General features: G+C 73.4%; 21 protein-coding genes. 9 read left to right on the top strand and 12 right to left on the bottom strand.

Annotation, left to right across the window (positions count from 1 at the left end; all coding sequences use genetic code 11):
- The first annotated feature begins 254 nt into the window (after positions 1-254).
- Positions 255-923: a class F sortase gene (locus ACFY3N_RS32140; RefSeq protein WP_390820310.1), complete on the top strand. Its 669-nt coding sequence runs from the start codon at positions 255-257 to the stop codon at positions 921-923.
- Between the two features lie 30 nt (positions 924-953).
- On the opposite strand, the gene ACFY3N_RS32135 is transcribed toward ACFY3N_RS32140, so the two are convergent.
- Entirely contained in the window at positions 954-1793 is an 840-nt protein-coding gene (locus ACFY3N_RS32135; protein WP_390820309.1) for a polysaccharide deacetylase family protein, read from the bottom strand.
- A 161-nt stretch (positions 1794-1954) separates the two neighbouring features.
- Between ACFY3N_RS32135 and ACFY3N_RS32130 the strand changes: the two genes are divergently transcribed.
- Positions 1955-2416, top strand: coding sequence for a universal stress protein (locus ACFY3N_RS32130; protein ID WP_390820308.1), 462 nt, complete (start codon positions 1955-1957; stop codon positions 2414-2416).
- A 145-nt stretch (positions 2417-2561) separates the two neighbouring features.
- On the opposite strand, the gene ACFY3N_RS32125 is transcribed toward ACFY3N_RS32130, so the two are convergent.
- Positions 2562-3716 (bottom strand): CapA family protein, encoded by a 1155-nt coding sequence (locus ACFY3N_RS32125; protein WP_390820307.1) that lies wholly within the window; start codon positions 3714-3716, stop codon positions 2562-2564.
- A gap of 211 nt (positions 3717-3927) precedes the next feature.
- On the opposite strand from ACFY3N_RS32125, the gene ACFY3N_RS32120 reads away from it, so the two are divergent.
- From ACFY3N_RS32120 to ACFY3N_RS32110, 3 genes are all read left to right on the top strand, one after another.
- Positions 3928-4473, top strand: a complete 546-nt coding sequence (locus tag ACFY3N_RS32120; RefSeq protein ID WP_381226779.1) for a sigma-70 family RNA polymerase sigma factor — start codon at positions 3928-3930, stop codon at positions 4471-4473.
- A gap of 136 nt (positions 4474-4609) precedes the next feature.
- Positions 4610-5131 (top strand): hypothetical protein, encoded by a 522-nt coding sequence (locus tag ACFY3N_RS32115; protein WP_390820306.1) that lies wholly within the window; start codon positions 4610-4612, stop codon positions 5129-5131.
- A gap of 151 nt (positions 5132-5282) precedes the next feature.
- On the top strand, positions 5283-5936 hold the full coding sequence (locus ACFY3N_RS32110) for a zf-HC2 domain-containing protein (protein ID WP_390820305.1): 654 nt from the start codon (positions 5283-5285) through the stop codon (positions 5934-5936).
- Between the two features lie 18 nt (positions 5937-5954).
- On the opposite strand, the gene ACFY3N_RS32105 is transcribed toward ACFY3N_RS32110, so the two are convergent.
- Positions 5955-8051, bottom strand: a complete 2097-nt coding sequence (locus ACFY3N_RS32105) for a SpoIIE family protein phosphatase (protein WP_390820304.1) — start codon at positions 8049-8051, stop codon at positions 5955-5957.
- A gap of 135 nt (positions 8052-8186) precedes the next feature.
- On the opposite strand from ACFY3N_RS32105, the gene ACFY3N_RS32100 reads away from it, so the two are divergent.
- Positions 8187-9608, top strand: coding sequence for a lipase maturation factor family protein (locus ACFY3N_RS32100; protein ID WP_390820303.1), 1422 nt, complete (start codon positions 8187-8189; stop codon positions 9606-9608).
- Here ACFY3N_RS32100 and ACFY3N_RS32095 read toward each other — a convergent pair.
- From ACFY3N_RS32095 to ACFY3N_RS32080, 4 genes are read right to left on the bottom strand one after another with little or no spacing between them, the layout of a single operon-like run.
- On the bottom strand, positions 9596-10435 hold the full coding sequence (locus tag ACFY3N_RS32095; protein ID WP_390820302.1) for an amidohydrolase family protein: 840 nt from the start codon (positions 10433-10435) through the stop codon (positions 9596-9598). The genes ACFY3N_RS32100 and ACFY3N_RS32095 overlap by 13 nt on opposite strands.
- On the bottom strand, positions 10432-11409 hold the full coding sequence (locus ACFY3N_RS32090) for an aldo/keto reductase (RefSeq protein WP_390820301.1): 978 nt from the start codon (positions 11407-11409) through the stop codon (positions 10432-10434). Before ACFY3N_RS32090 ends, ACFY3N_RS32095 begins: the two co-directional genes overlap by 4 nt.
- Complete coding sequence (locus ACFY3N_RS32085) at positions 11406-12161, bottom strand: SDR family NAD(P)-dependent oxidoreductase (protein WP_390820300.1); 756 nt, start codon at positions 12159-12161, stop codon at positions 11406-11408. The genes ACFY3N_RS32090 and ACFY3N_RS32085 overlap by 4 nt, the downstream gene beginning before the upstream one ends.
- The gene (locus ACFY3N_RS32080; protein ID WP_390820299.1) at positions 12158-13504 is read right to left on the bottom strand and encodes an enolase C-terminal domain-like protein; all 1347 of its coding nucleotides are present in this window, start codon (positions 13502-13504) and stop codon (positions 12158-12160) included. Before ACFY3N_RS32080 ends, ACFY3N_RS32085 begins: the two co-directional genes overlap by 4 nt.
- A gap of 181 nt (positions 13505-13685) precedes the next feature.
- Between ACFY3N_RS32080 and ACFY3N_RS32075 the strand changes: the two genes are divergently transcribed.
- Positions 13686-14387 (top strand): FadR/GntR family transcriptional regulator, encoded by a 702-nt coding sequence (locus ACFY3N_RS32075; protein WP_390820298.1) that lies wholly within the window; start codon positions 13686-13688, stop codon positions 14385-14387.
- Positions 14388-14894: 507 nt separating this feature from the next.
- Positions 14895-15290, top strand: coding sequence for a VOC family protein (locus ACFY3N_RS32070; RefSeq protein WP_390820297.1), 396 nt, complete (start codon positions 14895-14897; stop codon positions 15288-15290).
- A 30-nt stretch (positions 15291-15320) separates the two neighbouring features.
- Here the strand turns inward: ACFY3N_RS32070 and ACFY3N_RS32065 are convergent, their stop codons facing one another.
- On the bottom strand, positions 15321-15494 hold the full coding sequence (locus ACFY3N_RS32065) for a hypothetical protein (protein WP_390820296.1): 174 nt from the start codon (positions 15492-15494) through the stop codon (positions 15321-15323).
- 470 nt (positions 15495-15964) lie between these two features.
- Between ACFY3N_RS32065 and ACFY3N_RS32060 the strand changes: the two genes are divergently transcribed.
- Positions 15965-16411, top strand: coding sequence for a hypothetical protein (locus ACFY3N_RS32060; protein WP_390820381.1), 447 nt, complete (start codon positions 15965-15967; stop codon positions 16409-16411).
- 19 nt (positions 16412-16430) lie between these two features.
- On the opposite strand, the gene ACFY3N_RS32055 is transcribed toward ACFY3N_RS32060, so the two are convergent.
- The 4 genes from ACFY3N_RS32055 to glgC all read right to left on the bottom strand — a co-directional run bounded on the left by ACFY3N_RS32055 (position 16431) and on the right by glgC (position 23743).
- Positions 16431-17924, bottom strand: coding sequence for an SDR family NAD(P)-dependent oxidoreductase (locus ACFY3N_RS32055; protein ID WP_390820295.1), 1494 nt, complete (start codon positions 17922-17924; stop codon positions 16431-16433).
- Positions 17925-18028: 104 nt separating this feature from the next.
- Complete coding sequence (locus tag ACFY3N_RS32050) at positions 18029-19456, bottom strand: wax ester/triacylglycerol synthase family O-acyltransferase (RefSeq protein ID WP_390820294.1); 1428 nt, start codon at positions 19454-19456, stop codon at positions 18029-18031.
- Between the two features lie 233 nt (positions 19457-19689).
- On the bottom strand, positions 19690-22317 hold the full coding sequence (locus ACFY3N_RS32045) for a PA14 domain-containing protein (protein ID WP_390820293.1): 2628 nt from the start codon (positions 22315-22317) through the stop codon (positions 19690-19692).
- A gap of 205 nt (positions 22318-22522) precedes the next feature.
- Positions 22523-23743 carry a glucose-1-phosphate adenylyltransferase gene (glgC, locus tag ACFY3N_RS32040; protein WP_390820292.1) on the bottom strand — a complete coding sequence of 407 codons (1221 nt, stop codon included), beginning with the start codon at positions 23741-23743 and terminating at the stop codon, positions 22523-22525.
- Between the last annotated feature and the right edge of the window lie 35 nt (positions 23744-23778).

The following is a 23778-nucleotide window of genomic DNA, read 5'->3' as shown; positions in this document are numbered from 1 at the left end:
GCCCTGTGCGCGGCCGCATTTCGGGAATGGTCCGTACCGGTGAGGCGAACCCCGCGCGGAAAACCGCGGGAGGGGAATCGCCGCAGGTCACGGACCGTCAGAAAATCTTCGTCCGGTACCGCCCCGGATGGCGCACCCGGTCGCGCCGGGGCCACCCGTTCGGCGCCGCCCCGTCGCCGGTTGCGCGTGCGGCATCTAGCGTTTTCGTCATGCGCGAGTGGTACGGCGACGGCCGTGTCGAGAGGGGAAGGCGAATGTCTGCTTTCGAGCCGGCCGAAGCCGAATGGGAGGCGCGGCGGAGAAGGCGCGCTCCGTGGGGCGTGATAGCGCTGGTTCTGCTCACCGGCCTCGCGCTCATCCGGAACGGCTCGGGGGAATTCGACGTGGGCCCGCCGCAGCCGGCCGGCGCGGCCGCCGCCGACAGCCGGACGCCCGGCGGCACCACGGCCGCGGCGGTGCGACCGCTGCCGTACGGGGTCCCGGACCGGGTCCGGATCCCGGCGATCCAGGTGGACGCGCCCATCATCCCGGTGGGCCTGGACGCGCAGGGCTGGGTGGACGCGCCGCCGCCCCAGGACCCCAATCTGGCGGGCTGGTTCACCGGCGCCGTCTCACCGGGCGAGAAGGGCACGGCGGTCGTCGTCGGTCATGTCGACAACGCGCAGGGACCGGCCGTGTTCTACGGGCTGGGGGCGCTGAAGAAGGGCAGCCACGTCGAGATCGCCCGCAAGGACGGGAAGACCGCCGTGTTCGAGATCTACGGCGTCGAGGTCTTCGCGAAGAACGACTTCCCCGGCGACCGGGTCTACGCCTCCAAGGGGACGGCGGAACTGCGGGTCATCACCTGCGGCGGCGGTTTCTCCCCGCAGAACGGCTACGACGGGAACGTGGTCGTCTTCGCCCGCCTGGCCGGGGACCGCTGAGCGGTCCGCGGCCGGGCGGGCGGTCCCCGCTCAGACGTACTGCCGGCGCGGCACGGTGACGTGGTACCCGGAGTCCAGCAGTCCGGGCAGATAGGTGCGCAGGGCCCGCACGCTCTGCGAGCGGTCGCCCCCGGCGTCGTGCGAGAGCACCACGACGCCGGGGGCGGCGCCGTCCGCCACCCGCCCGACGATGGTGCGGGTGCCGGGCGTGGTCCAGTCGAGGGTGTCGACCGTCCAGGCCAGCGGTTCCATGCCCAGCTCGGCGCCGAGCCGGAAGGCGGCGCGGTTCCAGGCGCCGTAGGGTGCGCGGAACCACTCGGGGCGCTCGCCGCAGGCCTGCTCGATGACGTCGCTGGTGCGTTCCATCTCGGAGCGGATCCGGGCCCGCCGCAGCCGGGTGAGCAGGGGGTGGCTCCAGGTGTGGTTGCCGACCACGTGCCCCTCGTCGGCCATCCGGGCCAGCAGGTCCCGGTTGCCGGCCGCCATCTCCCCGCACACGAAGAACATCGCCCGCACCTCGTAGCGGGCCAGGGTGTCGAGGATGTGCGGGGTGTAGCGGGGGTCGGGTCCGTCGTCGAAGCTCAGCACCATGGTGCGGCCGTCTCCGGGCACGCGCAGCAGGGGCTCGCGCCGCACCGGCGTCCCGCCCTGCGGGGCGGGCGGCGGGCCGTGGCCGGTCAGGGGCCTCAGCCGGTACTCGGAGGGCCTGAGCGGGCGGCGGGCCGCCCGGGCACCGGCGGCCGGGGGCGGCGCGGGGGCGGCCCCCTTCCCGGCGCCCGGCACCAGCACCGCGGCCGCACCGGCCGCGCCCAGGGAGACGGCGCCGGCGAGCAGCGCCCGGCGCCGGGTCGGCAACTGATCCTTCTGCATGACTCATCAGTCGCCCCGCGGAGACCCGGCGCACCCCGGTGACACCGGTGCGGCGGTACGGTTTCACCCGATCGACGCAGTGCGGGGCGGCGGACCCCGGGGATGCGCGAGGGCCCGGGGACGCGTAGGGGCCTGGGCCGGACTCCGATAGCCTCACTGCCGTGACGGAACAGCGGTCCCCTCGGTTCGAACGGGGCACGGACGGCCCGAAGGTGATCGTGGCCGGCGTGGACGGCTCGGACTCCTCGCTGCGCGCGGCGGCGTACGCCTCCGGTCTGGCCCGGCGCCAGGGCGCGCTGCTCGCCCTCGTGTACGTGCAGCCGGTGCAGGCCGCGGGAGCGGCGCTCGGCGCGCCGGTGGCCGACGCGGCCGAGGAGACGGCCGAGGACCTGGTGGCACAGGTCAGGGAGGCGATGGAGCGGGTCAAGGGCGTCTTCGACCTCCGCTGGGAGTTCCACACCTTCCGCGGCGACCCCTACAACGGACTGGTGAAGGCGGCCGACGACCTCACGGCGGACGCCGTGGTGGTGGGCGCCTCGCAGCAGGCGGGCCACCGGATCATCGGCTCGGTCGCGGTGCGGCTGGTGAAGGCCGGGCGGTGGCCGGTGACGGTGGTGCCGTAGTCCCGCACGGGCGTGCCCACGGTGCGCGGGGCGTCCTCCGTCGAGGGCGTGCCGGGGTGTGGCGTCGCCGCCGCGCTGCCGTACGCGGAGTTCGCGGGCCCGGTCGCGAGGGCCGGCTCGGCCACGCCGCCTCGGCCGACGGTCCTCACTCCCCCATCACGAGCCCGTCCTGCGCGGCGCCCCGGCTGAGGACCACGTTCCGGATCCGGTCGCGCACGGACTGCACCTCGGCGCCCCGGGCGATCGCCCGGTTGAGGTTGACGACCCGGCCGGCGTCCACGTCGAAGAACTGCGGGACGAACTCGGCCCGGGACACCTCCCAGCGCCCGCCGGGACGTCTCGGCGGGGCGAAGGTGAAACGGCCCAGGGTGGACTGGTTGCCGCGCGGGTCCTGGACGCCCTCGTGGTTGGTCATCCCGCCGGCCACCTGGTCGCCCATGCCGTAGACCACCCAGGTGCCGTTGACCTTCTCGTAGGCCTGCGGGACGTGGGCGTGGGTGCCGAGGATCAGGTCGATGTCGGGGCGGCCCCCGGTGGCCGAGGCGGTGAGCGAGCGGGCGAGGGAGAGCTGCCGCTCGTCGGGTGCCTCCTGCCACTCGGTGCCCCAGTGCAGCGAGACCACGACGACATCGGCCCCGGCCTCCCGGGCGGCCCGTGCGTCGGCGACGATCCGCGCCTCGTCGACGAGGTTGACGGCCCAGGGCCCGTCCGGCGGCAGCGGGAGGCCGTTGGTGCCGTAGGTGTAGGCGAGGTGGGCGACCCGCGCCGAGCCCGCGCGCAGCACGGTCGCCGTACGGGCCTCCTGCTCGGTGCGCGCCGAGCCGGCGTGGCGCACACCGGCCCGGTCGAGGGCATCCAGGGTGCGGCGGATGCCCTCGGCACCGTCGTCCAGGGAGTGGTTGGAGGCGGTGGAGCAGCCGTCGTAGCCGGTGGCGGCGAGACCGGCGGCCACCTCGGGCGGGGACTTGAAGAGGGGGTAGCCGGTGTAGTCGCCGTCTGTGCCGTACACGGTCTCCATGTGGCAGAGCGCCACATCGGCGGAGCCGACGACGGAGCGGACGCCGGAGAGCATCGGCCGGAAGTCGTACCCGGTGCCGCCCGCGTCGTAGCGGGCGCGTTCGATGATCGAGTCGTGGGGCAGGACGTCCCCCGAGGCGACCAGGGTGAAGCCGCGGGGTCCCGTGGCGGAAGGGGCCGGACGCCCCGGTTCCGGCGGTCGGTGGTCGCGGGCCTGGCAGGCGGCTCCCGCGGCGAGGACGACGGTCAGGACCAGGGCCACCTGTCGACTGCGTGTGATCATCACTCCACCCCGTTGTAGTCGTATTTATGGATAAACAGGTAAGAAGCTGCGTCGGGCCCGTCGCCGTTCCGACACGCTCTTTAGGCCGTCCGGCGTGCGCGGACGGCCGCCTCGACCGTTCGTCGAACCGTTCGTCGACGCGATCGACCGTCCGCCGCACGCCCGTGTGCGCGCCCTGTCCCCTCGTCGCGCCGTGCGCTGCCATACGGCCATGACGGCCGGAACCACACTCATGAACGGGACGACCGCCGAGCACGAGCTCGCCGCACTGCAGCGCGAGCACGGCCGGCCCCTCTTCGCGCTGCTGCTCCGGCTCTGCGACGGGGACCGGCAGCGCGCGGAGGATCTGGTCCAGGAGACCCTCGTACGCGCCTGGCAGCACCCCGAGGCCCTGCGCGCCGAGAACTTCGACTCCGTACGGCCCTGGCTGCTCACCGTGGGACGGCGGCTCGCCATCGACGCGCGGCGGGCCCGGCAGGCCCGGCCGGCCGAGGTCGGGGACGCCGTGCTGGAGAACGCCCGGGTGATCTCCGACCACGCCGAGCGGGCCGCGGCCGCGCTCGATGTCCGCGAGGCTGTGAAGACACTCACTCCGGAGCACCGTGAAGTCCTGGTGCTCGTGTACTTCCAGGGGGCGAGTGTGGCGGAAGCCGCGACGGCCCTCGGGATTCCGCCCGGTACCGTGAAGTCACGCGCGTACTACGCGCTGCGCGCCCTGCGCCGGGTGCTTCCCGGATACGCCTCCGACGTGCGGTGAAACCGGAGCCGGAGTCAAGCCTTCGCAAAGCGCCTTGCCGACCACCCCGGTTGAGTAATCGGCTGTCCTCATCCGTGTTCCGGACCGGGGGCCCGGGTTCGGGCGACGCGCACGCACCGGAGGAAGGCAGGAAGGGATGCTGCACAGAGGTCGAGAGAGCACGGACGGCACCGGCGACGGTGGACTGACCGTCCCCATGGCCTGGTTGTACGCCGAGTACATCGCCGACGAACTGCTGCGCAGCGGTGATCTGATGCCGCCGACGTCCTTCGAGTTCCGCGCGGGACGGGACGCGCTGGCACTGACCGTGTTCCTGTCCGACACCGACGGCGAGCTGTCCGGCATCCGGGTGGTCACCCAGCTGGAGACCTGGCTGTCGCTGACCGCGTACGACCAGCCGTGGCAGGAGTGGGTCCAGGGGCGCCTGCGGGACCTGTCCGCGGACGCCGCCGCGGCCGGCCGGAGCGCGCCGGACCCGGACCTGGAGCTGGCCCGGGAGGCCTGGCGCTGGCTGCGGGAGACGGAGCTGCTCGCGCCCGACCTGAACGCGGTGCCGGGCGGGGGTGCGGTGACCGGTGAGGACGAGGGCCCCAAGGTGTGGACGCCGGCCTGGCAGCTCGGGCTGCCGCTCGGGCACCTCGCCATCCATCTTTTCTAGGTTCCTCGCCGGTCCGGCCAATCCGCGGGCCGATCGGCTCCGAACCCCTTGGTTACGATTCGGCACGCCTCTTGAGTGATTCGGCCGGCTGGTGCGTACCGGTGGGAGCAAGGAGTAACCCCACCCGCACCCAACGGCACGAGGATTCGGCATGAGGTCCCTGGAGAGGCATCGCGACGTCGGCGCCTACGCGCTCGGCGTGCTGGACGAGGCGGAGGCGTTCCGCTTCGAGGACCACCTCGTGGAGTGCCCTCGGTGCGCTGTCCAGGTGACCGAGTTCGGCCCTGCGGCACGCCAGTTGATGCTGTACCGGAGTTCCACCCCGCGCCTGGTGCACCCGCTGGCCGCGCCCGGCCCGGGGATGCTGGACCGGCTGCTGTCACAGGTGGCGGCCCGCGACCGCGCGGGGCGTCGCCGGCTGCTGCTGGCGCTGGCCGCCTCGGTGGTGGTCGCGGTGTCCGCGCCGGCGGTCGCGACGATGGCGCGGGACGACGGCGGGAGCGCCGTGAGCATCGCGGCGACCGGCGAACGGTCCGGGGTGTGGGCGCAGGTGACCACCGAGGACGAGGCCTGGGGCAGCAACGTGGCGATCGAGGTCAAGGACGGTGCCGGTCCCCGCGCCTGCCGTCTGGTGGCGGTCGGCCGGGACGGCTCCGAGGAGACGGTGACCAGCTGGAGCGTGCCCCGTCACGACGCCCGCCCCCACACGGTGCTCGGCGGCTCCGCCCTGCACCCCGAGGACATCGCCCGCTACGAGGTGCGTACGACGGAGGGCGAGAACCTGGTGACGCTGAGGCCCCGGTGAGGCCGCGCCCGCACGGGCTCAGGCCGGGTCGGAGCCCTTCGCCACCACGAACTCGCTCCACACGCACTTGCCGCCGCCGCGTGCCTCCACGCCCCATACGTCCGTGAGCGTCTCGATCAGGAGCAGGCCCCGCCCGGAGACACCCGACTCGCCCGCCTCCCGGCGGCGCGGCAGGGCGCTGGAGGAGTCCTCGACCTCCACCCGCACGCGCCGCTCGCTGCCGGTGAGGACCCGCAGGGTGACGACCGCCGAGCCCTCGGTGTGCATCAGCACGTTGGTGATCATCTCGTCGGCGACCAGCTCGATCTCGTCGGCCCGGTCCTCCGCGCCCCAGGAGCCCGCCACCGTGCGGATCATGCGCCGGGCCTCGGCCAGCGCCTCCGGATCGCCGGGCGTCACCCGCTGCCTGAGCCGGCCGCCGGGCCGCGTGCCGTCCAGGGCACGGCGGCGCAGCAGGAGCAGCGCCACGTCGTCGCCGCCGCCGCGTTCCCCGGCCACGTCGATGAGCCGGTCGGCGAGGTCGCGTACGTCGTCGGGGCCGGCGGCGATCAGCGCCGAGAGGGTTTCCATGCCGTCGTCGAGGTCGGCGCCGGGCTGCTCGACCAGGCCGTCGGTGCACAGCAGCAGGGTGTCGCCGGGGGCGAGCTCCATCGTGCCGACCGGGTAGTCGAGCCGCCCGAACTCCGCGGACAGGCCGAGCGGCAGCCCGCCGGGGACGGGGACGCGCCGGCAGGAGCCGTCGGTGCGGCGCACCAGCGGATCGAGGTGGCCGGCCCGGACCACCTGGAGCACGCCGGTGGACAGGTCGGCCTCGGCGTAGAGGCAGGTCGCGGAGCGGTCGGTGTCGAGCTCGTCCAGGAAGACGGATGCGCGGGCCATCACGGTGGCCGGCGGATGGCCCTCGGCCGCGTAGGCACGCAGCACGATGCGCAGCTGGCCCATGACGGCGGCGGCGTGCGTGTCGTGGCCCTGGACGTCGCCGATGACGGCGCCCACCCGGCCCCCCGGCAGCGGGATCAGGTCGTACCAGTCGCCGCCGATGTCCCGGCCGGGGGAACCGGCGATGGAGGCGGCGCGGTAGCGGACCGCGAGGTCGGCGCCGGGCACGCTGGGGATGGTGCGCGGCAGCATGGCCTGCTGCAGCCCCTGGGCGAGGTCCATCTCCTGCTCGTAGAACATCGCGCGCTGCATGCTCTGGGAGATGCTGCTGCCCAGGGCGACGAGGATGTTGCGCTCCTCCGCGGAGAAGCCGCGCCGGTCGCTGTAGAGCAGGCCCATCGCGCCGATGGGGCGGGCCTGGACGATCAGCGGCAGATAGGCCGCCGAGGTGATGTTCAGGCCGGTGATGCCCTGCCACAGCCGCGGATATCGCTCGGCGAAGTCCTCCGGGGACTCGATGAAGCACGGGCTGAGGGTGCGCACCGCCTCGCTCATCGGGTACGGCTCGTCGATCCCGGTGACGTCGGTGCCGGGCACGAAGCTGCCCTCGGGGCCCTCCGCGATGAGCCGGATCCTGCCCGCCTCGACCCGTCCCATCACGAGGCTGGCCGCGCCCAGATGGGTGAGGCCGTGGGTGTCCTTGAGGACGTCGATGACGTCCTGCACGGTGCGCGCGTGGGCGAGGGCGGCGGTGGTGAGCTGGACGACGTTGGTCTGCCGGCGGCGGTGGTCCTCCTGGGCGGCCTGCTCGCGTCTGGCCTCGCTGTCGCTGAGCTCCTGGGTGGCGTCCCGGACGATGCCGATGATGCGGCGGGGCCGGCCGTCCTCGTCCCGGCGGATGTAGCCCTGGGTGTGGGTCCAGCGCAGGGAGCCGTCGCGGCGGCGGACGCGGAAGTAGGCGCCGTAGTTCTCGCGGCCGGCCTTCAGCGCCCGCGACACGACGCTGTCCAGGCGCAGGGCCTCGCCGGAGGGGACCCGGCTCTCCAGGGACTCGGGCCTGTCGTCGTACTCGTCGGGGCGCAGGTCGAAGATCTCGTGCGCCTGGGCGTCCATCTGCATCACCCCGGCGTCCAGGTCCCAGTCGAAACTGCCCATGCGGTTGAGCGCCAGGATCGGGTCCGGGTGGTCCGGCCAGTCGTCCGGGAGAGACAGGGGGCTCGCTCCCCGATCAGCCATGGGCCCACCTTGCCAGGATTCACGCGATTCTTCGACCGCTGGGCGCCTTCCGCCCGTGGGTTGCGCGGACCGCCCGGTGGTATACGGAGAGTCACAGAGGTCCCGGCGGGACGAGGCAGGAGGGAGCGCGCGGCCGTGGAGTGGTTCACCGCATCCGAGTACTGGACGGGCCGGCTGGTCTTCCAGCGGGCGCTGGCCGGGCTGTATCTGGTCGCGTTCCTGACGGCGGCGCTGCAGTTCCGTGCGCTGATCGGGGAGCGCGGCATGCTGCCGGTGCCGCGTTTCGTGGAGCGGGTGCCGCTGCGCCGGTCGCCGAGCCTGTTCCACTGGCACTACTCGGACCGGTTCTTCGCGGTGTGCGCCTGGACGGGGTGCGCGGTGTCGGCGGCGCTGCTGGCGGGGCTGGACTCGCTGCTTCCGCTGTGGGGCGGGATGCTGCTGTGGCTGGTGCCGTGGGCGCTGTACCTGTCGATCGTCAACGTGGGGCAGACCTGGTACTCGTTCGGCTGGGAGTCGTTGCTCCTCGAGGTCGGGTTCCTGGCCGTCTTCCTCGGCAACGACGAGGTGGCGCCGCCCGTCGTGGTGCTGTTCCTGCTGCGGTGGATCCTGTTCCGGGTGGAGTTCGGGGCGGGACTGATCAAGATGCGCGGCGACGCGTGCTGGCGGAAGCTGACCTGCCTGGACCACCATCACGAGACCCAGCCGATGCCGGGGCCGCTGAGCTGGTTCTTCCACCGTCTGCCGAAGCCGCTGCACCGGATCGAGGTGGCCGCGAACCACGTCACCCAGCTCGTCGTGCCGTTCCTGCTGTTCGCCCCGCAGCCGGTCGCCACGGCCGCCGCCGTGCTGATGATCGTCACCCAGTTGTGGCTGGTGCTGTCCGGCAACTTCGCGTGGCTGAACTGGATCACGATCGTGCTGGCCCTGCCCGCGGTCGCGTTCCCCTCCGATCCGCCGGCGGTGTCCGGGGCGCCGCTGTGGTATGTGGCGGTCGTCCTCGCGGTGTCCGCGCTGCTGCTCGGCCTGAGTCACCGGCCGGTGCGCAACATGCTCTCCCGCCGCCAGGTGATGAACCGCTCCTTCGACCCGCTGCACCTGGTCAACACCTACGGCGCCTTCGGCAGCGTCAGCCGGATCCGGTACGAGGTGGTCGTGGAGGGGACGGCGGACGAGGTGCCCCGGAAGGACTCCGACTGGCGGGAGTACGAGTTCAAGGGCAAGCCGGGTGATCCGCGGCGCTGGCCGCGGCAGTTCGCGCCGTACCATCTGCGGCTCGACTGGCTGATGTGGTTCGCCGCGCTGTCGCCCGCGTACGCCGGGCCGTGGTTCGGCGCGCTGGTGGAGCGGCTGCTGGAGGGCGACCGGGACACGCTGAGGCTGCTGCGCCGCTCCCCGTTCCCCGCGGACGCGCCGCCCCGGCACATCCGCGCCCGCCTCTTCCGCTACCGCTACACGACGTGGCGGGAGCTGCGGGAGACGGGCGCGTGCTGGGAGCGGACGTACGTGCGGGAGTTCCTGCCGCCGACCCGGCTGACGGGGGCGGCTCAGAGGCCGTAGACGCGGGTGGCGGTGGTCTCGAAGAGCTGACGGCGTCCGGCGGCGTCGAGACCGCCGGTCAGCGCCCGCGCGGTGGCGAGGACGTCGCCGTACGCCGCCGCGAGGGTGCACACCGGCCAGTCCGAGCCGAACATCAGCCGGCCGGGGCCGAAGGCGTCCAGCACGACGTCGGCGTACGGGCGCAGGTCGTCGACGGTCCAGGAGGCCCGGTCGGCCTCGGTGACCAGGCCGGAGAGCTTGCACACCGTGTTGGGCAGGGCGGCCAGGGCGCGGACGTCGGACGCCCAGGGTTCCAGCGCCCCCGAGGCGACGGGCGGCTTGCCCAGGTGGTCCAGGACGAAGGTGAGCCGGGGCAGCGCCCCGGCCGCCGCCACGCAGGCCGGCAGCTGACGCGGCAGGACCACCAGGTCGTAGACCAGGCCGGCGTCGGCCACGGCGGCGAGTCCGCGCCGTACGTCCGGGCGCAGCAGCCACCCGGGGTCGGGTTCGCCCTGCACCTGGTGGCGGACGCCCTTCAGGTACCGTCCGCCGGGCAGCGCCCGCAGCCGGGCCAGCTCGTCGGCGATGTCGGGGCGGGTGAGGTCGGTCCAGCCGACGACCCCGGCGACCGGCTCGTGGGCCTCGGCGAGCGCCAGCAGCTCGGGGGTCTCCTCGGGGACCGTGACGGTCTGCACCAGGACGGTACGGTCGACACCGGCCGCGCTCGCCTCGGGCGCGAGGTCGGACAGGCCGAAGTTCCGCCGCAGCGGCCGCAGTCCGGGACCGGTGAGCCAGTCCTGGTCGCGCACGGACAGGTCCCAGACGTGGTGGTGCGCGTCGACGGTCACGCCGGCTCCCCCTCGGGCGGCAGCAGGCCGCCGGCACGCAGTTCCCGCCAGAGGGCGGCGGGCACCGGGGCCGTGAACCGGTCGGCGCAGTCGTGGACCTCGGCCGCCGAGCGGGCGCCGACCAGCACGCTCGCGACCGCCGGATGGGCGGCGCAGTAGGTCAGGGCGGCGGCGCGCAGGGTGCTGCCGTGCCGCTCGGCGGCCTCCTTCAGCCGCAGGGCGCGGTCCAGCAGCTCGGCGGGCGCGCGGGTGTAGTCGTACGTCGCTCCCGGCCTCGGGTCCGCGAGCAGGCCGGAGTTGAAGGCGCCGCCGACGACGACGGAGGTGCCGTGCTCCAGGGCGGCGGGCAGCAGGTCGGTCAGGGCACTGTGGTCGAGCAGGGTGTGGCGGCCGGCGCACAGGACGACGTCGACGTCGGTGTCGCGGACGAAGCGGGTGAGCATCGCGGTCTGGTTCATGCCGGCGCCGATCGCCCCGACGACGCCCTCCGCGCGGAGCTTCTCCAGGGCCGGGTAGCCCTCGCGGAAGGCCTGCTCGGCGTGGTCGTCGGGATCGTGGAGGTAGACGACGTCGACGCGGTCCAGGCCGAGGCGTTCCAGGCTCGCCTCCAGGGTGCGGCGTACGCCGTCGGCGCTGAAGTCCCAGACCCGGCGGTGGGTGGCGGGGACGGCGAAGCCGTGGGCGAGGTCGTCGCCGCCGGCGCCGGAGGGTTCGAGGCGGCGGCCCACCTTCGTGGACACGGTGAACGCGTCGCGCGGGTGCTCGCGCAGGGCGGCCCCGAGGCGGCGTTCGGCCAGGCCGATGCCGTAGTGCGGGGCGGTGTCGAAGTAACGGACGCCGCGCTGCCAGGCGGCCCGCACCGCCTCGTGCGCCTCCTCCTCGCCGACCTCGGTGTACAGGTTGCCGATGCCGGAGGTCCCGAGGGCCAGCGCGGTGACCTCGACGCGGCTGCGGCCGAGCCGCTGCCGGTTCACCGGCTCTCCGGGCGCGGCCGCAGTCCCTGCATGCCGCCGTCGACCGCGAGGGCCGTGCCGGTGGTGGCGCCGGACAGCGGGCTCGCCAGGTAGGCGATGGCGCCGGCCACCTCGGCGGCCGAGACCAGGCGGCCGGTGGGCTGGCGGGCCTCGAGGGCGGCGCGTTCGGCGGCCGGGTCGTCGGCCGCGTCCAGCAGCCGGCCGATCCAGGGGGTGTCGACGGTGCCCGGGTTGACGCAGTTGACGCGGATGCCCTCGCGGACGTGGTCGGCGGCCATGGCGAGGGTGAGGGCGTGCACGGCGCCCTTGGTGGCGCTGTACAGGGCCCGCTGGGGCAGGCCCGCGGTGGCGGCGATGGAGCAGGTGTTGACGATCGCCGCGTGCGCGGAGGCGCGCAGGTGCGGCAGGCAGGCGCGGGCGGTGCGGACCATGCCGAGGACGTTGACGTCGAAGACGTGGTGCCATTCCTCGTCGGAGTTGGTCTCCACCGTGCCCCGGGCGCCGATGCCGGCGTTGTTGACCAGTACGTCGAGGCCGCCCAGGCCGTCGACGGCGGCGGCCACCGCCGCACGCACCGAGGCGTCGTCGGTGACGTCGGCGCGGTGCCCGGTGAGGGGTCCGCCGACCGTCGAGGGGTCGAGATCGAGTACGGCCACGGTGGCGCCGCGCTCCGCGAGGAGGTCCGCCGTGGCCCGGCCGATGCCCGAGGCGCCGCCGGTCACCAGGGCCGTCAGTCCCTCGAAGTCGCTCATGCGGTCCGCTCCTTGTCCTTCTGCGTGTCCGGGTCGGCTGCCCAGAAGGTGCCGTCGGGGTAGGTGTAGCGCGCCAGGGACTCCGGTCGCACGGCGGCGGAGAACCCCGGTGCGAGGGGTGCCGTGTAGTGGCCGTCGCGGATCACCACCGGGTCGAGGAAGTGGTCGTGCAGATGGTCGACGTACTCGATGACCCGGTCCTCGGTGGTGCCGGTGAGGGCCACGTAGTCGAACATCGACAGGTGCTGGACGAGTTCGCACAGGCCGACCCCGCCGGCGTGCGGGCACACGGGGACGCCGTACTTGGCGGCGAGCAGCAGGACGGCGAGGTTCTCGGGCACCCCGCCGACCCGGGCGGCGTCGATCTGGACGATGTCGAGGGCGCCGGCCTGGAGGAACTGCTTGAAGACGATCCTGTTCTGCGCGTGCTCGCCGGTGGCCACCTTCACCGGGGCGACGGCGCGGCGGACGGCCGCGTGGCCGAGGATGTCGTCGGGGCTGGTGGGCTCCTCGATCCAGTACGGGTCGAACTCCGCGAGGGCCTTGGTCCAGCGGATCGCCTCGTCCACGTCCCAGCGCTGGTTGGCGTCGACCGCGATGCGCACGTCCGGCCCGACGGCCGCGCGGGCGGCCCGGCAGCGCCTCAGGTCGTCGTCGAGGTCGGCGCCGACCTTGAGCTTGATCTGGCGGAAGCCGTCGGCGACCGCCTGCGCGGCGAGCCGGGTGAGTTTCCCGTCGTCGTAGCCGAGCCAGCCGGGCGAGGTGGTGTAGGCGGGGTAGCCGCGCTCCAGCAGCAGGGCGATGCGCTCCTCGGCGCCCTTCCGGCCGCGGCGCAGGAGGGTGAGGGCCTCTTCGGGGGTGAGGGCGTCGGTGAGGTAACGGAAGTCGATCTGGCGGACCAGCCACGCGGGGTCGGCCTCGGCGAGCAGTCGCCACAGCGGTTTGTCCGCGCGTTTGGCGGCCAGGTCCCAGAGGGCGTTGACGACGGCCCCGATCGCCATGTGCATCACGCCCTTCTCGGGTCCGAGCCAGCGCAGCTGGCTGTCGCCGGTCAGGTCGCGGTTCAGGACGGAGGGGTCGGCGCAGAGCTCGTCGGCGGACCGTCCGACGAGATGGCCGCGGAGCGCTTCGATCGCGGCGACCTGGACGTCGTTGCCCCGCCCGATGGTGAACGCGAACCCGTGCCCCTCGTGTCCGTCGGCGGCGTCCGTGCGCAGGACGACGTAGGCCGCCGAGTAGTCGGGGTCGGGGTTCATCGCGTCGGAGCCGTCGAGTTCGCGCGAGGTGGGGAAGCGGACGTCGTAGGTGTCGACGGCGGTGATGCGGGCGGGTCGCGGGGGCACGGGGGACCTTTCGGTGGGCGACGGGGGCGGTAGGGCGTCAGTCCGGGGTACGGCCGCATACTTATCAGACCACTTGGCGATTCCAACAGCCCTCGTACGGAGATCTCGCGCTTTTCGACCCTTGGTGGTCGGACCACTTCCGTCGTTAGACTGCGGCGGACCGGGTGAGTGGAGGAGTGGCGTGGAGGAGACGGCCCCGCAGAAGGGCACGGTGACGCAGCGCGCCATCGAGCGGATCACGGCGATGATCCGCGAGGGCGAACTGGAGCCCGGCGAGCGGCTGCCCACCGAGCGGGAGCTCGCCGCCCGGCTGGGCATCTCCCGCAGTTCGATGCGGGAGGCGATCCGCGCGCTCACGGTGCTGGGCGTGGTCGAGGCCCGGCACGGCTCGGGCATCTACGTCACCCGGCTGGAGGCCGGGGACCTGCTGGAGACGTTCGGGGTGGTGGCCGATCTGTCCCGGGGGCCGAGCCTGGTCGAGCTGCTGGAGGTGCGCCGCGTCCTGGAGTCGACGGCGACCGCGCTGGCCGCCGCGCGGATCACCGCGGACCGGCTGGCCGAGATCGGAAGGCACCTGGCGGCGATGAACGCCACCGACGACCCGGAGGAGATCCTCGCCCACGACCTGGCCTTCCACCGCGAGATCGCGGCGGCCGCCGGCAACGGGACGATGGCCGCGATCCTGGAGGGCCTGTCCTCGCGCACCTTCCGGGCCCGGGTCTGGCGCGGCTACCAGGAGGAGGGCGCCTTCGCCCGCACCCGGCGCGAGCACGCCGCGATCCACCGTGCCCTGGCCGCCCGCGACCCGGAGGCGGCGCGGGCGGCGGCGGCCGCGCACGTGGGCGCGGTGGAGGAGTGGCTGCGCGCCCGACTGGAGGGCTGAGCCGGCCGGGCCCGCTCCAGCCGCGGCGTCGGCACCCCGACGACCCGGGAGCCGCCGAAGGAGCGGACGGTCCGCACCCACCGGCCGCGCGGGCCGGGGCACTTCACGGGGTGCCGTCGGGCCGGTGCACCGGGTCCTCGTACCGGAAGCCGGGCGTGTCCCCGTCGGAGCCGGGGCCGAGGACCGCCTCCACGGTCCGCCCGGCCCGGTCCCCGGGCACGGCCCCGGCGCCGCGGGACGTCCTCCGGCGACCGCACGCCACGGCGGGTAAGCACAACTCGCCCCGGCCGCAACGGTGTTGCGGCGACCGGCCGCGAGGGCCTAGGGTCTGCCGGGTGACTGCCGGGTCGGCCGTGGGCCATTCATGCGAGGCGCTCCCGGCCTCGGTGTGAGGCCGGTGCGGGGCGCGCCCCCGCTCGCGCGCGGCCGGGCAGAAGCCCGTGGCCCGCCCCTTCTCTCCGTGTTCCCCTCCCCCCGTGGAAACCGACACCGGAGACGAATCCAGCCATGTCCGCAGCACAGCACGTCCAGTTGAACCACACCGCCGTCTACGCCAGTGACCGCCGGCACTCCGCCGAGTTCCTCGCCGGGATACTGGGACTGGAGGTCGGCGCCCCGTTCGGCCCGTTCCTGCCGGTCGACCTGGGCAACGGCGTCACCCTCGACTACTACGAGAAGCGGGACGAACCGGTCCAGAGCCAGCACTACGCGTTCCTGGTGCCCGAGGAGCGGTTCGATGCCGCGATCGCGCGCCTGGAGGCGGCCGGGGTCACCTACTACGCGGACCCGAGCCACACCGAGCCCGGCCGGGTCAACGGCCTCTTCGGGGGACGGGGCGCCTACTTCGACGACCCGGACGGCCACAACATGGAGATCATGACGCGGCCCTACGTCCGGCCGTAGCGGCGGAGCGCGAACCGCCCGGACGCGCCGTCAGTCGACGCTGGGCAGGATGTGGGGTTCGGCGAGGTCGTCCTCGTAGCCGGCGAGGCGGATCGGGGCCGAACGGGCCCACACGTCGAGGATGCCGAGCTCCCCCGGCCGGCGGGCGGCGCGCTCCGTGCGTTCCTTGGGGCGCTGATCGCTTTTCGTCTGCTCCGGCGTCACCGCGCACTCCTTTATGTGTCGGTCACCCTCGGGACGTACCGCGTCGGCCCTGTGCCTGGCGCCTGCGTCCGCTCGGGTCTGAGTGGAAAACCGTTCGGACGCGGTGGCGCCGGCGACTCGAGGGAGAGCAGGCCGGGGTGAACCGGCTGGTCCCATGACGGACCGTGGGTGCGGGTGGAACCCTGACTGCTGTCCGTCCGAACCAGACTAACCAAATGAGCGCCCCCCCGCTCGATGGGGCTCAAAACTCACGGTAACAATCGCGTTTCGGACCGTACCCAATCGTCGAAATATGCTCCCATTTCCCTATGAACGGGACCGGCTGTAGTCGCTCGTTCGAAGTACAGGGGCGTCCGCGCTTTCGACCGGGCCGCGTGGTCGGGGCGCAGTTCAGGTCCCGTTGGCCGCTGCGCAAGCTCGTCATGGTCTGCTGCCGCACGGCAACGGCCTACTCCCGGGAGGACCTGCGCATGGAGCTGCGCACCGTCGAGGAGCTGATGGACCTGCTGTACGCGTGCCGGGGCACGCGGGACGTCCGGGGCGGTGGCGGCACCCCGGTCGACGCGCACGACCACGCCCTGCGCACCGCCGCACTGCTGCGCCGCGGCCGGCCCGCGGACAAGGAACTCCAGGTGGCGGGCCTGGTGCGGCCCGTCGGCCAGCTGCTGTGGCCGGGTGAACCGGCGGCCGCCGACCGTACGGCGGACGCGGTGCGGGCGCTGCTCGGCGAGCGGGTGGCCGGCCTGGTCCGCCGGCACGCCCGGTACGGCCTCCCGGCCGACGACGACCTCCTCACCCTGCGCGCGGCGGACGAGGAGGCCCGCACCGCCTGCTTCGACGCCGGTGTGCTGGAGGACTGGCGCACCGTGCTGGAGCTGCTGGCGGCGCGCGGTTCCCGGTTGGGCATGGTCGACTGAGGCCCCCGGGCCCCCGCCCTCACCACCGGCCGGGCGCGTAGTCCTTCATGAAGACGCCGTACAGGTCCTCGCCCGCCTCGCCGCGCACGATCGGGTCGTAGACGCGGGCCGCGCCGTCGACCAGGTCGAGCGGGGCGTGGAAACCGGCGTCGGCGAGGCGCAGCTTGTCGAAGTGGGGCCGCTCGTCGGTGATCCAGCCGGTGTCGACCGAGGTCATCAGGATGCGGTCGGCGTCGAACATCTCCTGCGCGCTGGTCCGCGTCACCATGTTCATGGCCGCCTTGGCGGCGTTGGTGTTGGGGTGGCCGGCGCCCTTGTAACCGCGGTCGAACACGCCTTCCATGGCGGAGACGTTGACGACGTACGCACGCCCGGTGGACGCCCGGCGGGCGGCCTCGGCCATCGCCGGACGCAGCTTGCTGATGAGGATGAAGGGCGCCGTGTAGTTGCACAGCTGGGTCTCCAGCAGCTCCACCGGGGAGATCTGCTCGATGGTCTGGACCCAGGTGTTGGAGTCGACGACGTCGGGGAGCAGGCCGCCCGCGTCGATGGCGGTGCCGTCCCGGTGCCGGACCACGCTGGCGTTGCCCGCGACCAGCGCGAGGTCGGCCACCTTCTGCGCGTCGAGTCCGCTGACGCCGACGGGCAGCGCGGCCAGTCCGTCGACCGCGCCGGAGTTGAAGGCGCCGATGACGTGGTGGGCGGGCAGCTCACCGGCCGGCAGCGGGGCGTCCTCACCCTCGACGAGCGCGGCGTAGGCGGACGGCAGACGGCGCACGGTCTGGGTGGCGTTGTTGATCAGGATGTCGAGCGGGCCCTGCTCGGCGACCCGGTCGGCCAGCGCGACGGCCTGGGCGGGGTCGCGCAGGTCGATGCCGACGACCTCCAGGCGGTGCATCCAGTCCGCGGAGTCGTCCATGGCCTTGAAGCGGCGGATGGCGTCCTTGGGGAAGCGCGTGGTGATCGTGGTGTGGGCGCCGTCGCGCAGCAGCCGCAGCGCGATGTACATGCCGATCTTGGCGCGCCCGCCGGTGAGCAGCGCCCGCCTGCCGGTGAGGTCGGTGCGGGCGTCCCGCCGGGCCCGGTTCTCGGCGGCGCACTTCGGGCAGAGCTGGTGGTAGAAGTAGTCGACCTCGACGTAGCGGGTCTTGCAGGTGTAGCAGGAGCGCGGGCGCTGGAGTATTCCCGCGATCCTGCCGGGCTCGACGCGGGAGGACGGCAGGATGCCTTCGGTCTCGTCGTCGATGCGCTCGGCGGAGCCGGTGGCGGTGGCCTCGGTGACGGCCTTGTCGTGGGCGGTCTTGGCGGCCCGGCGCTCCTGGCGGCGGCGCTGCTTGACCGTGCGGTAGATGTGCGAGGTGGCCCGGCGGACCAGTATCGCGTCCGGGTGGTCGACGTCGAGCTTGTCGAGTTCCTCGAGCACGCCGAGGCAGACGGCCAGCCGCTCCGGGTCGATGCCGGGCCCGTGTGCCACCGCGTCCGTGGCCCCGGGGCCGTCCTGTGTCACCGTCATCGCCGCTGCCGTTCCCGCTCTGCTTCTCGCGGCGCTCCGTTCGCGTCCGCTGTCGAACGCGGGATTTTACTTCAGCGGCGGGCCGCAGCACCAAACCGCGTCCCTCAGCGGTCGCAGACGGCGGTCAGCGTCGTCACCTCCTCGCTCAGCGCGCGGGCCAGCCGGTCGAGGTCCGGGACGGCCGCACCGTCGGCGACCAGGCCGTAGTGGACGCGTCCGCGGTAGGTGGAGACCGCGACCGCGAGGGAGTGGCCGGGGGCCAGTGGCGCGAGCGGGAAGACGGCGCCGAGCGGGTCGCCGCCGAGCCTCAGGCCGAAGCCGGGCAGCGGCACGCTGGTGACCAGGACGTCGAACCAGAGCCGGGCCGCCTGGCCGAGCAGCGGTCCGCCGAGCCGGTGGCCGAGCGGCGGCACGTGCTCGGCGAGCAGGGCGACGGCGCCCGCGCCCCGGTGCGGCCCCGCGTCCTTGTTGCGGTCCATGGCGGTGCGCACCCGGGCGAGGCGGGCGAGCGGGTCCCGCTGGTCGACGGGGAGCCTCATCAGGTACCCGGAGAGCCGGTTGCCCTGCGGGTGGGCGGTGCGCGGCCGGCGCCGGGAGACGGGGATGAGGGCGCGGGGGGCGACGCCCTCGCTGCCGTCGCCGCGCTCGTCGAGCCAGCGGCGCAGGGCGCCGGCGACGACCGCGATCAGTACGTCGTTGACGGTGCCGCCGGCGCTCTTGCGGATCCGGTGCACGTCGTCGAGGTCGACGACCGCGCCGGCGGTACGGCGGGTGCCGCTGGGCGCGCAGGCCAGCGCGGGCGAGGAGCGCATGTCCAGGGTGGAGCGGGCGACGGCGGCGCCGATGTCCAGGGCCCGGCCCGCGTCGGCGAGGGCGTCCCGGACGAGACCGGGCATCTCGCGCACGTCCGGGAGGAGTCCGCGCGGCGGCTCGGCGGGGCGGGGCCGGGGTGCGGGGAGGTCCGTCGGGTCCATCAGCGCGGCGGCGAGGGTGAGGGCGCGCAGTCCGTCGGCGAGCGCGTGGTGGAACTTGAACAGGACGGCGAAGGAGGTGCCGTCCTCCCCCGGCAGCACATGGGCCTCCCAGGGCGGCCGGGTGCGTTGCAGCGGGCGTCCCATGAGCCGGCCGGCCGCGGTGTGGAAGTCGGCGGCCGAGGGGTGCAGCCGGACGTGGTCGAGGGGGTCGAAGCCGGGGTCGGGTTCGCGGGTGGCGCCGCCGAAGGCGAGGGACCGGCGCAGGGCGGAGGCGAGCGGCTGCCGCAGTGCGGCGGTCAGGGGCTCGCCGGGCGCCGGCCAGGTGCGGCGCAGCGCCGACAGTGGCTGCCGCAGGGCGAGCGGCTGCCAGGTGTCGCGGATGCGCATGCGCAGCCCCGGCACGGCGGCGGCCCGGGACGCCAGCAGATCGGCGGCGTGGGCCGCCGCGGAGGGCGAGCGGGCGGAGAAGACGCCGAGCGCCGCGAGGTGCATGGGGTGACCGGCGGACTCGATGTTCCAGAACGCCAGGTCGAGAGGGGCGAGCGGGTCTGCGGTCATGGGCGGGGCCTCGCGTCGACGACGGGAACGGATCAGCAGTCAATCGCTCCCGGCCGATTACGGTCAAGTACGATCTGGCTACACATAGTTAACAGCATGTGACGTCTCCGCCCCTCCCACCGGTGCGGCGGAAGGGGCGGGACGGACGTCACGGACGGGGCCACTGCCGCGTGATCACGGCCTCACGGCTCACGGACGTCACCCGGACGGGCGCGGCCCGCCGGAGGAACGGTTCATCGCGCGGCGCCCGCCGCCGGGCAGCCCGCGGGCCGTGCCCGGGAGGCGTCCCGGACGAGGGCCTCGTGGGCGGCCTTCACCCGGGCCGCGTCCGGCTTCATCACCCGCCGGTCGTAGGTGAGCAGACCGTTGAGCTCGCCCTCGACGTCCGTGATCTGGGTGTACACGGCGCCGTTGCCGCCCCGGCACACCAGCGCGCGCACCTCGTCGAGCTTGGCGAGGTAGTCGTCGGTGTAGGTCGCCGGGTCGACGTCGACGTACGACTGCTGCACGGACCAGGCGTGTCCGGGCACGGCGAGACCGAGGCCGCCGTACTCGCCGCTGACCAGGGCACGCCTGCCGTCCGGGCGGGGCGGGAGCGCCGGGCTGGGGTATCCGTGCTCGTCCATGATGTCGCCGGCGTTCCCGTCGGCCCCCAGGTTGAGCCCGGACTGGTTGTTGACCAGCCGGCTGGGGTCCCATGCCTTGGCCTGTTCGGCGATCCGGCCGATGTCGTACTGGCCCCAGCCCTCGTTGAAGGTGACCCACATGACGATCGACGGGCTGCTGATGTGCTCGTCGATCATCTGCTTCATCTCGCGCTCGTAACGGGCGCGGGCCCCGGCGTCCGGGTTCCTCCCGGCCGTCATGGCGGGCATGTCCTGCCAGACCAGCAGTCCGAGCCGGTCGGCCCAGTGGAACCAGCGGTCCGGTTCGACCTTGATGTGCTTGCGCACGGAGTTGAAGCCGAGCCGCTTGTGCGCCTCCAGGTCGTGGGCGAGGGCCTCGTCGGTAGGCGCGGTGTGCAGGCCGTCCGGCCAGAAGCCCTGGTCGAGGGTGGCCATCAGGAAGACGGGCTCACCGTTGAGGACCGTGCGCGGCACGCCGTCGACCTGCTCGACGGCGATGGAGCGCATCCCGAAGTAGCTGCCGACGCGGTCGGCGCCGACGGTCACCTCCAGGCGGTACAGGAACGGGTCGTCGGGCGACCACAGGCGCGGGTCGTGGATCTCCAGGGTGAGCGGCCCACCGGTGCGGCCGGTCGCCGTGGCGACCTTGCGCCGTCCCTCGTACGCGGTCGCCCTGACCGGTACGCCGTCCCGGACGCCCTTCGCCTCCACGGTGAGCCGCTCGCCGGGCACGTCCGGGATCAGCCGGAGGGAGTCGACGTGGTCGCGGGCGACGGGCTCCATCCAGACGGTCTGCCAGATGCCCGAGCTGGGCGTGTACCAGATGCCGCTGGGGTCCAGGCGCTGCTTGCCGAGCGGCGGATTCTCCCCGTCCGCGGCGTCGGTCGGGTCGTACACGCCGACGATCAGCTCCTGGGTGCGGCCGGGCTTCAGCGCGTCGGTGACGTCGGCGGCGAACTTGTCGTAGCCGCCCTCGTGCTCGGCGACCCTGGTGCCGTTGACGTACACCTCGGAGCGCCAGTCGACGGCGCCGAAGTTGAGCCTGAGGCGCTTGGCGGAGCCGATGTGCCAGTCGCGGGGCACGGTGAAGGTGCGGCGGTACCACATGCGGTCCTCGTGCCGCTGGACGCCGGAGAGCCGGGACTCCACCGGGTAGGGGACGAGGACGCGTTCCTCCAGCGTCCTGCCGACGGGCGGCCGCTCCCCCTCCTCGGCGGCGGCGAACTGCCAGCGGCCGTTGAGGTTGCGCCACTCGTCACGGGTGAGCTGGGGGCGCGGGTACTCGGGAAGGGCGTTGCCGGGGCCCACCTCGTCCGTCCACTCGGTGCTCAGCTCGTAGGTGGAGCGGTTGGGGCCGCTGCTCAGGAACGCGTCCACGGGGTCGCCGTCGGCGGCGGTCAGGCCGCCCTCGCCGTCATAGCGGATGTCGGCGCCGCCGCGGGCCGTGCCGGTGCTGTTGCCGACGACGGGCTCGGCGAGCGTGACCAGCAGCGCCTTCGGGTCGGCCGGGTCGGGTTCCGCCGACTCCAGGGGCCAGTGGGCGCCGCCGATCACCGCGTCGACGTGGTCGGTGAATCCGGCCGGGGGTGCTGCGAGCGGCTGGGGGAAGTCCAGCTTCAGCGTGCGGCCGGAGGCGAGGACGGTGGCGGCGAGGGCGCCGTCGTAGGGGAAGCCGTCCGGCAGCCGGAACGCCGACTGCGGTACGGGCTCCTTGCCGCCGCCGGGCTCGGTCCAGCGCAGGTGGAAGTTGGAGCCTCCGTAGTGCTCGAAGTACTCGACCTTGATGTCGTGGGCCCGTCCGGCGGTCAGCTCGACCGGCTCGGCGGTCTGTTCGCGGTCCCAGTCGTCGACCCAGTGGTCGATGGCGATCTCGCCGTCGATCCACAGGCGGAAGCCGTTGTCGGCGCTGACCGAGAAGGTGTGGGCGCCGGTCCTCTCCGGCACGATCTTCCCTGTCCAGCGGACGCTGACGTCGTCCGACCGGCCGGTGGTGAAGTTCAGGCGCGGCTCCAGGTTGTCGAAGTCGAGGTCGGGGTCGAAGGCGGTGGCCTCGAGTTCGTGGAAGTCGAAGGCGCCGGGGGCGGAGGCGGTGTAGTACTCGCCCCTCAGCCCGTGGATCTCCACCGGGTCGTCCTCCGCCGCGGTCGCGGCGGGGCCGGTCGCGGTGAGTCCGGTGACGCCCAGCGCGGCGGCCAGCAGAAGCGTGAATCGGTCCCTGAGTCGTCTGATGCGCACGGATCCTCCGTCGGTGAGGAAGGTGACGGCTCGCTGCTCAGTACGTGGATCTGGTGCTGTGCGTGTGCTGTTCTGTGCGCCGCACTCACCCGTACAACGTTGTCAAAGAACAGCGACTGGCATGACAACACGGATTCCGTCATCCGTCCAGGGACATGACAAAGACCCCGGTGGTCACGGCCGGCCGGGGCCCGTGCACCGGCGCCTACGGCACGATCTGTCCCTTGCCGAGCGCGATCACCCCGCCCTTGGACACCGTGTACAGCTCGGTGTCCCGCTCGGGGTTGACGCCGATCGTCGCGCCCGGCGGCACCTCCACGTTCTTGTCGAGCACGGCGCCGCGCACCACCGCGCCCCGCCCGATGTGCACGTTGTCGTGGAGCACCGAGCCCTGCACCACGGCCCCCGGATCGACGACCACGCCCGGCGACAGCACGGACCGGGTGACCTGGCCCCGGATCAGACAGCCGGCGCTGATGATCGACTCGCTCGCCATGCCGCCCGCGTTGAAGCGGGCCGGCGAGAGCTGGCCGGAGTGGGTGTAGACGGGCCACTGCCGGTTGTAGAGGTTGAACGCGGGGCGCTCGGCGATCAGGTCCATGTGCGCCTCGTAGTACGCGTCCAGCGTGCCGACGTCCCGCCAGTAGCCCTGGTCGCGGCTGGTCTCGCCGGGCACGTGGTTGGAGCTGAAGTCGTACAGCGCGGCCTCGCCCCGCTCGGTGAGCTGGGGCAGGATCGAACCGCCCATGTCGTGCACCGAGTTCTCGTCCTCGGCGTCCCGGTGGAGGGCCTCGATGAGCGCCTTGGTGGTGAAGATGTAGTTGCCCATGGACGCGAACACGCACTCGGGGTCGTCCGCGAGTCCGGGCGGGTCGGCCGGCTTCTCCAGGAAGCGGTCCACGGACCGCCCGTCCGGGCCCGGCGTGATCACGCCGAAGGCGGAGGACTCCGAGCGCGGCACCCGGATCCCCGCCACCGTGACCCCGGCCCCGCTCTCGATGTGCTGGGCGAGCATCTGGCGCGGGTCCATGCGGTACACGTGGTCGGCGCCGAACACCGCCACGTACTCGGGCCGTTCGTCGTAGACCAGGTTCAGCGACTGCAGGATCGCGTCGGCGCTGCCCAGGTACCAGCGCGGGCCGAGGCGCTGCTGGGCGGGGACCGGGGTGATGTAGTTGCCGAGCAGGCTGGACATCCGCCAGGTGGTGGTGATGTGCCGGTCCAGCGAGTGCGACTTGTACTGCGTCAGCACGCAGATGCGCAGGATGTCGCCGTTGACCAGGTTGGACAGCACGAAGTCGACCAGGCGGTACGTGCCGCCGAAGGTGACCGCCGGCTTGGCGCGGTCCGCCGTGAGGGGCATCAGGCGTTTGCCCTCGCCACCCGCCAGCACGATTCCCAGGACCGAAGGACCACCACGCCGCATGGCCGCTCCCCTCACGCCGAATTTCCCCAAGACTG

It is taken from the genome of Streptomyces sp. NPDC000348 (genome assembly GCF_042898795.1).
GTDB lineage: Bacteria > Actinomycetota > Actinomycetes > Streptomycetales > Streptomycetaceae > Streptomyces.
Note: the sequence above shows the minus strand (reverse complement) of the source record. Positions and strands in the feature narration are given on the sequence as shown.